We start from the raw sequence: 7,198 nt of genomic DNA, 5'->3' as shown, positions 1-7,198 counted from the left end.
GGGTGTTAGGCATTTTGGATTAAGCATAATGAGTTTTAAAACACTCAGTTCCATCACATCAGTTGTCGCATTCATATTGTTTGCCAACTTTCTAGTCTTCCCTGACTTGTTATTTTACATTTTTGGCGTTGAGGGATCCGATAGTGCATATTTCATTGGGAAACGGCTATCCGTTTTATTTTTTGGCATGTCCATTTTAACTTGGTTTAGTCGAAATGCGGAACATTCTGAGGCGCGACAAGCAATATCCTTAAGTATATCTATATCCATGTTTGCAATGGCATTTCTCGGCTTATTTGAGTATTTTCGGGGCTTTGCAGGCATCGGAATATTAATTGCTGTAATCACAGAAATGTTAATTGGGTATTTGTATTTTAAAAAATGGAACAGCGGTAAAAATGCCTAACAAACGCATTAAATCGCTCGCAAGCTCGCTGGGACGCTAACACATGGGCAGCGTCACTTCGTTCCTAATTTTAGCCCATGTGTTATCGCCCTTTATGCGGGTGTTATATGCCTAGAGATATTTGGTGAAAAGTAAACTCACGAAAAATGAACTAGTTGAATTCAGGACTAAGGAAAGGTTTGTCTCTCGACTCTTTTTCTTGTTTGCAATCATGTTCATGTTATTTTTCAAAGCAGGTTATATTTCTCAACCTGTTGCCCCATACATTGCATTTGGCGGCGCTTTTATCTGGTTTCTGTTATTAACTGGAAAGGAATATCGAAAATATTACTTTGTGTTTATTCCGGCTCTAGCCTTAGTATGCATAATCATCGGTGGCTTGAGAGGCTTATTACTGGCCTCTTTTATTAGTTTCACCTTATTCTTTATTTCAATGTGGCTTGGTAAAAGAAGCTACGAAAAGCAAAAGGGCATTAGCCATTCATGGTAGGCGGCATATAACGATCACATTAAGTCGCTCGCAGGCTCGCTGGGACAGTAACACGTGGGCTCTGTCGCTTCGCTCGGATTTTAGCCCACGTGTTACTGCCCCTTATGTGGGGTGTTAGATTCTGTTTAGTTCTTTCGTTTCTCTCTTTGTTTCTTTGTGCGTCTAGCCGCGCTAGGTTGTTTCTTCTTGCACTAATTGAGAATCAGGCTAGGGCAGTTTTATCAGTGGCAAGTCAACGAGGATTGTTTCCTGCATCGCAAAGCCAGTAGCCCAAACAAAAGGGTTTTCAAAACATAGCCGTGTTGTTTCGGCACGAACATCATCGTTCTTTTGGTATCAGGCTTTACAAGCGTTGCACTGTTTAATGGCAGTTGGAGAAGTAACAGCCATGGGTTTTCAGTTGTATCAGTATCGCCATTTCTCTGGCCACTTTTCCACATCTGGCTTTTCGTATTGGGTTGTTTTAAAGTCAGTTTATTGATTTGAGCTTACCGCATTTTCAAACTGGCGGTGGCAGCAAAGCTGCGAACGTTTATCTCTGCGGTATCTAACAATCGCATTAAATCGCTCGCAAGCTCGCTGGGACGCTAACACGTGGGCTGCGTCACTTCGTTCCTAATTTTAGCCCACGTGTTATCGCCCTTTATGCGGGTGTTAGATCCTATTTAGTTCTTTCGTTTCTCTCTTTGATTCTTTGTGCGCCTAGCCGCGCAAGGTTGTTTCTTCAGGGAGTAATCGCGTGTCCGGCATCAGCGGTTTTATCTGGGGCAAGTCAACGGAAGTTGTCTCCTGCACCGCAAAGCCAGCAACCAGAAATCACCGTTTTGCAGAACATCGCCGTGTTGTTTTGGCACGAGCTTCAGTGCTCTTTTGGTTTCAGGCTTTACAAGCGTTGCACTGTTCAGCGGCAGTTAAAAAAGTAACAGGTAACAGTTTGCGGCAGTATCAACACCGCCTTTTCTCCGGCAGCTTTTTCACATCTGGCTTTTCGTATTAGGTTGTTTTAAAGTCAGTTTATTGGTTTGGTTTTGCCACAGTTACAAACTAGCGGTGGCAGCAAAGCTGCGGTCGTTTATCTCTGCGGTATCTAACAATCGCATTAAAACGCTCGCAGGCTCGCTGGGACGCTAACGCATGGGCAGCGTCACTTCGTTCCTATTTTAGCCCATGCGTTATCGCCCTTTATGCGGGTGTTAGCTGTTTAGGGAAGTTAGTGAGTACATTTGAAGAATTAAAAGCTCAACCGCCGAGTTGTTTTTCAAACTTTAAACTGAAAGTCTCAGACTCATTATTTGGTGGAGATACCTTTATCTTTCAAAAAGTGGAATGTAACCACTGTGGTTGTGAAAAACACAGCATTTTAGGTAACGTCCTAGTTGAAAAAAAAGGGTTCTTTATAAAAAGGGAAATAAAGTCTTCTCTCCCTCCCTTTTATTTGCAATGTGAAAGTTGTGGCGCAAAGGAGCTTCTTTTTAGCCCTGATAAACACGGCTGGGATGGTGTTAACGGTGATAACGTTTCGATTGTTGGTACCAAACCTGTTACGCACCTTGGTTTATGTGGCAATGTAGTTATTACGTACAGCTTTCAAGGTTTAGAGAACTACGAGGATCTACCTATTGAAAGGGCAAGGAATATGTTTGATACGTTTTCATTTGCAATCTTAGGTAATGGGCAACTACAAACTATATACGACTGTGAGTGCGCATAAACAGCTAACAAACGCATTAAATCGCTCGCAAGCTCGCTGGGACGCTAACACATGGGCTGCGTCACTTCGTTCCTAATTTTAGCCCATGTGTTATCGCCCTTTATGCGGGTGTTAGATTCTGTTTAGTTCTTTCATTTCTCTCTTTGGTTCTTTGTGCGCCTAGCCGCGCTAGGTTGTTTCTTCTGGGACTAATTGAGAGTCAGGCGACGGCGGATTCATCAGCGGCAAGGTAACGAACGATGTTTCCTGTAACGCAAAGCTAGCGGCCCAAACAAAAGGGTTTTCAAAACATAGCTGTGTTGTTTTGGCACGAACATCATCGCTCTCTTGGTTTCAGGCTTTACAAGCGTTGCATTGTTTAACGACAGTTGGAGAAGTAACAGCCATGGGTTTTCAGTTGTATCAGTATCGCCATTTCTCCGGCAACTTTTCCAAATCTGGCTTTTCGTACTAGGGTGTTTTAAAGTCAGTTTATGTTTTGAGTTGGCCGCATTTTCAAACTAGCGGTGGCAGCAAAGCTGCGAACGTTTATCTCTGCGGTATCTAACAATCGCATTAAATCGCTCGCAAGCTCGCTGGGACGCTAACGCATGGGCAGCGTCACTTCGTTCCTAATTTTAGCCCATGCGTTATCGCCCTTTATGCGGGTGTTAGCAGCCAAATGGAACGTACAATGGACGTAACAGATATCAAGGCTTTTATTCCAAGCAAAGATTATGAAATTTCTAAGTCATTCTATTCAGAAATTGGTTTCGATTCGGAATATGTAACTGACGACCTCACATTATTTCAAAATGGTGACTGCCTTTTCTTCCTTCAACGCTTTTATGATGAATCGCTAGCCAGCAACTTTATGCTTCAAATTTGTGTATCTGACATCGATGAAGCTTTTCGGGTATGCTCTGAATCCAAGCTTAAGCAAAAAATCACTGCAATATCCCAAGAATCGTGGGGTAAAGTTTTTTATTTATGGGGGCCATCGGGTGAGTTACTGCACATCACTCAGGTTGGCAGCTAACAATCACATTAAGTCGCTCGCAGGCTCGCTGGGACAGTAACACGTGGGTTCTGTCGCTTCGCTCGGATTTTAGCCCACGTATTACTGCCCCTTATGTGGGTGTTAGATGCACGTAGGTTTAATGAAAACTCAATTGCTCTATTCACCATATTTCAGAAGCTTATTGGGACTCGGTCTTAGTTGTTTTATTTTATGGCTTTTTCCAAGTCCAGCTTTTGATGCGTGTTTTCCATATCAGGGTGGGCAATTTGGGTGTGGTGTAATTCCCGATCTACTCGCGGGTTTTGTTTTCATCCTGGTTGGCCTTTTTATCGGGCCTTCAAGTAAGTGGCATTACATTATCATGCTTTTAGTTTTCGGCTTCTTAGGCATCGCAGAGTTAATTCGATTTGGTGACATCGACCATCTTTTTATTAATGTATTACACCAAGAGTTCTATTATGGTGGTGCTCTTGCATCTGCTTTATACCTTTTAATAAAGTATTCTAGGTTTAATCGGCAGTGCACCTAACAATCACATTAAGTCGGTCGCAAGCTCCCTGGGACAGTAACACGTGGGCTCTGTCGCTTCGCTCCTATTTTAGCCCACGTATTACTGCCCCTTATGTGGGTGTTAGAATTCAGGATGAACATGCAAATTTCATTGGAAGAAATTAACAAGAAAAATTATGAGTCAGTTTGTGACCTTGATGTAACTGAAGCACAGGAAGACTACGTCGCGTGCAACATGTGGTCATTAGTTGAGTCATTTTATAACGAAGGTCACACTTGTAAGGCCATCTGCTTAGACGATAAACCCGTTGGCTTCTTCATGTGGGTTAAAGAATCAGTATCAAAAGTTTCAATCTGGCGGTTTATGGTTGATAAGAATTATCAGAACCAAGGGATAGGTCGGAAAGCTTTAACGCTTGCAATTGAGGCTATAAAGCAGACTCCCGGCATTAAAGAAGTCGAAATATGCTATAACACCACTAATCCTGTTGCTAAAGATTTTTATTCCAGCTTTGGGTTTCAAGAAATCGGCATGGATGAAGATGGTGATGATATGCTAGCTCTTATTAAGCTATGAATTCTAACAATCTGCTGTAGTCGCTCGCAGGCTCGCTGGGACGCAAACACATGGGCTGCGTCGCTTCGCTCCTAAATTTTAGCCCATGTGTTTCCGCCCCTAAGCAGGGTGTTATGCGACCAAGGAAATTCCATGAATTTTGAGGCACTAGTGAAGTGTAAGCGTCCGCTAATCCCACCTATCGTTTTGCAAACTGCCATGGTAGATGTTGCTCGATACCGGTTTCGGGTTTGCTGAGCTGCTCCAGGCAGGCCATGACATAATCGAACGCATTGAGGTCGTTAGCCTTCGCTGTTTCAATGATGCTGTAGAGGATGGCGCTGGCATTGGCACCGGTTGCGGTCTGGCTGAACAGCCAGTTTTTTCTGCCGATGACGAACGGTTTAATGGCTCGCTCTGCGCGGTTATTGTCGATGGTGAGCTGGCCATCGAGTGTGTAACGAACCAGTTTATGCCATTGATTAAGGCAATACTGTATTGCCTCGCCGAGTTTTGTTTTCGGTAATACCTGTTGGGCTGATTTTATCAGCCAGGCTTCAAACTGATTAAGCAACGGCAGGCTTTTTTCTTGTCGTTGTGCATAGCGGGTTGCTGCGGTTTCTTCTTTTAACTGCGTCTCGACACGGTAGAGCTTCTGTATGTGGTTCAGTGCCCAGTCGGCTTTGCCACTGCCTTTACTGCCAGCGCCTTTTTTCGCTTCCATGAACTTGCGTCTCGCATGGGCCCAGCAGCCGACTAAGGTGGCCTGCGTTTGTTCGTAGCCCTGATAGCCATCCACTTGCAGATAGCCGCTATAACCATCAAGGAAGTCCACGGCACATCGCCCCGCACGACTATTGTGATAATCGTACAGTACGATATTGGGTGTTGACGAGCCGGTAATGGTCGCTTGCGGTGAATCTGCACCGGTGGCATACAGCCACATGTAACTGGTCGCTTTGTCAGAATCGACAACCTTCAGCGTGGTTTCATCCGCCTGGATAACCGGTTGCTTTAGCAGATGTTGATGAAGCTGGTCATAAAGCGGTTTAAATAACTCAGCGCAACGGATTATCCAGTCTGCCATGGTTTTACGGCTGAGTTCGATGCCATGCTGTTTGAACATGGCTTCCTGCCGGTAAAGTGGCAGACCATACTGATATTTGCTGGTGATTATCTGGCTTAACAAGCTGGGTGTTGCATAGCCTTTAGGGATAACGCTGTGAGGTACCGGCGCTTGTTTAACCGTATTGCTGATACCCTCTTTTTCGCAGGTACGGCACGCATATTTCGGACGTACATGCTCAATCACTTTCACCTGAGCAGGAATGAACTGAAGTTTCTCAGACTTATCTTCACCGATGCAGTGCAGTGTGCCAGCGCAGCAACCACAGACTTTATCTTCATCAGGGATATCGTGAACGATGACTTCACGCGGCAAGTCCTCAGGCAGTGGTTTACGCTTAGGTTTATTGCGTGTATAGCTGATGGTTTCCTGCTCTGGCGTTTCAACATCGGCAGTCAGTTCTTCCGCCTCATTAAACAGCTCACCCTGACCAGGGTGGCCTTCAGTACTTTTGCCAAACTGTTTTTGCTGTGCGATACGGAACTGCTCTTCCAGGTATTGATACCGGTTATTCAATTCCCGGAGCTGCTGCTCCAGTTCAGCGATGCGGCGTTGATAATCTTCTTCGTTCATAAGACTATTATCGCCGATTAAGGTACTGATTACCTGATGTTATTCAGACTATTTCGTGATCGATAAATGCTACTTATGATCACCGGTTATAAGCCGGAAGCCGTGTAGTTCAATGGCGAATGGCCTATCACATCAAAGCCCGACAATAGCCACTGCAACTGCTGCTCACTCAGGTGCATGTGCTGTAATTCAGTGTCTGATGGCCATTTGAAGCGATGCTTCTCCAGGCGCTTATACCACAGGGCAAAGCCAGTTTTATCCCAGTACAACACCTTCAGTTTATCCCGCTTTTTATTGCAGAACACAAACAACGCATCCCGGAACGGATTCAATTCCATCTGCTGTTCCACCACGACAATCAGGCCGTTGATGGATTTACGGAAGTCGACATTATCCAGATAAAGATAAATGTCAGAAGGCTCGACGAACATCTTCATTCGTTCAGCGCCTTCATCAGGTCGGCTAACCACTGTGGGCTGACATTGGCGGGTATGCGCAATGTCGAAGCAGCGCATTCAAGCGAAAGGGTCTGCGGGTCATCTTCAATACGGGATTCGAACGTGGTGACTTCGCGCTTAACGTGAACAAACTTATTGCTGGTTCGCTGAAGCCGGATGTCACTGCGTCTGGCATAAAACGTCTGAATGTTTATCTGATGCTGACGGCAGAACGCCACCGCTGATAATCCACTTTGTTCCTGACGTTCGAAAAGCGCCAGCCAGGTATTAACGTCTCGTCGTTGGTATCGCATGGTGTTCTCCTTAGCAAAAGAACACGATGCAGTAGCGACATCAGTTTTTGAATGTGGGGATTACCGGACGGTTAC

General features: G+C 44.9%; 9 protein-coding genes. 6 read left to right on the top strand and 3 right to left on the bottom strand.

All coding sequences use genetic code 11. The features are described 5' to 3' along the window. The 6 genes from BFC18_RS10860 to BFC18_RS10830 all read left to right on the top strand — a co-directional run. On the top strand, nt 1-406 hold a 406-nt coding region (locus tag BFC18_RS10860), incomplete at its 5' end, for a hypothetical protein (protein ID WP_211481016.1). 124 nt (nt 407-530) lie between these two features. Beyond that, entirely contained in the window at nt 531-896 is a 366-nt protein-coding gene (locus BFC18_RS10855; RefSeq protein WP_139138997.1) for a hypothetical protein, read from the top strand. 739 nt (nt 897-1,635) lie between these two features. Then, nucleotides 1,636-1,893, top strand: a complete 258-nt coding sequence (locus BFC18_RS10850; RefSeq protein WP_070125577.1) for a hypothetical protein — start codon at nt 1,636-1,638, stop codon at nt 1,891-1,893. 216 nt (nt 1,894-2,109) lie between these two features. Then, nucleotides 2,110-2,607, top strand: coding sequence for a hypothetical protein (locus BFC18_RS10845; protein ID WP_070125576.1), 498 nt, complete (start codon nt 2,110-2,112; stop codon nt 2,605-2,607). A 673-nt stretch (nt 2,608-3,280) separates the two neighbouring features. Then, nucleotides 3,281-3,625 (top strand): VOC family protein, encoded by a 345-nt coding sequence (locus BFC18_RS10840; RefSeq protein ID WP_070125575.1) that lies wholly within the window; start codon nt 3,281-3,283, stop codon nt 3,623-3,625. Nucleotides 3,626-4,256: 631 nt separating this feature from the next. Next, entirely contained in the window at nt 4,257-4,694 is a 438-nt protein-coding gene (locus BFC18_RS10830) for a GNAT family N-acetyltransferase (RefSeq protein ID WP_070125573.1), read from the top strand. A 178-nt stretch (nt 4,695-4,872) separates the two neighbouring features. Here BFC18_RS10830 and tnpC read toward each other — a convergent pair whose 3' ends face one another. The 3 genes from tnpC to tnpA form a co-directional block, all read right to left on the bottom strand. Then, entirely contained in the window at nt 4,873-6,372 is a 1,500-nt protein-coding gene (tnpC, locus tag BFC18_RS10825) for an IS66 family transposase (protein WP_070125564.1), read from the bottom strand. Between the two features lie 86 nt (nt 6,373-6,458). Next, a complete protein-coding gene (tnpB, locus tag BFC18_RS10820) occupies nt 6,459-6,809 on the bottom strand; it encodes an IS66 family insertion sequence element accessory protein TnpB (protein ID WP_070125565.1) in 351 nt (116 codons plus the stop codon). Further along, nucleotides 6,806-7,123, bottom strand: coding sequence for an IS66 family insertion sequence element accessory protein TnpA (tnpA, locus tag BFC18_RS10815; RefSeq protein WP_070125566.1), 318 nt, complete (start codon nt 7,121-7,123; stop codon nt 6,806-6,808). The genes tnpB and tnpA overlap by 4 nt, the downstream gene beginning before the upstream one ends. Between the last annotated feature and the right edge of the window lie 75 nt (nt 7,124-7,198).

This window comes from Alteromonas confluentis (genome assembly GCF_001757105.1).
GTDB classification, from domain to species: Bacteria; Pseudomonadota; Gammaproteobacteria; order Enterobacterales; family Alteromonadaceae; genus Alteromonas; species Alteromonas confluentis.
The sequence above is the reverse complement of the archived record's forward strand: the minus strand, read 5'-3'. Positions and strand labels throughout refer to the sequence as shown.

What these genes read in the sequence shown, in the direction of transcription:
- tnpC (WP_070125564.1), bottom strand. Translation starts at nt 6,372, where the DNA reads ATGAACGAAGAAGATTATCAACGCCGCATCGCTGAACTGGAGCAGCAG.
- tnpB (WP_070125565.1), bottom strand. Translation starts at nt 6,809, where the DNA reads ATGAAGATGTTCGTCGAGCCTTCTGACATTTATCTTTATCTGGATAAT.
- tnpA (WP_070125566.1), bottom strand. Translation starts at nt 7,123, where the DNA reads ATGCGATACCAACGACGAGACGTTAATACCTGGCTGGCGCTTTTCGAA.
- BFC18_RS10840 (WP_070125575.1), top strand. Translation starts at nt 3,281, where the DNA reads ATGGACGTAACAGATATCAAGGCTTTTATTCCAAGCAAAGATTATGAA.
- BFC18_RS10830 (WP_070125573.1), top strand. Translation starts at nt 4,257, where the DNA reads ATGCAAATTTCATTGGAAGAAATTAACAAGAAAAATTATGAGTCAGTT.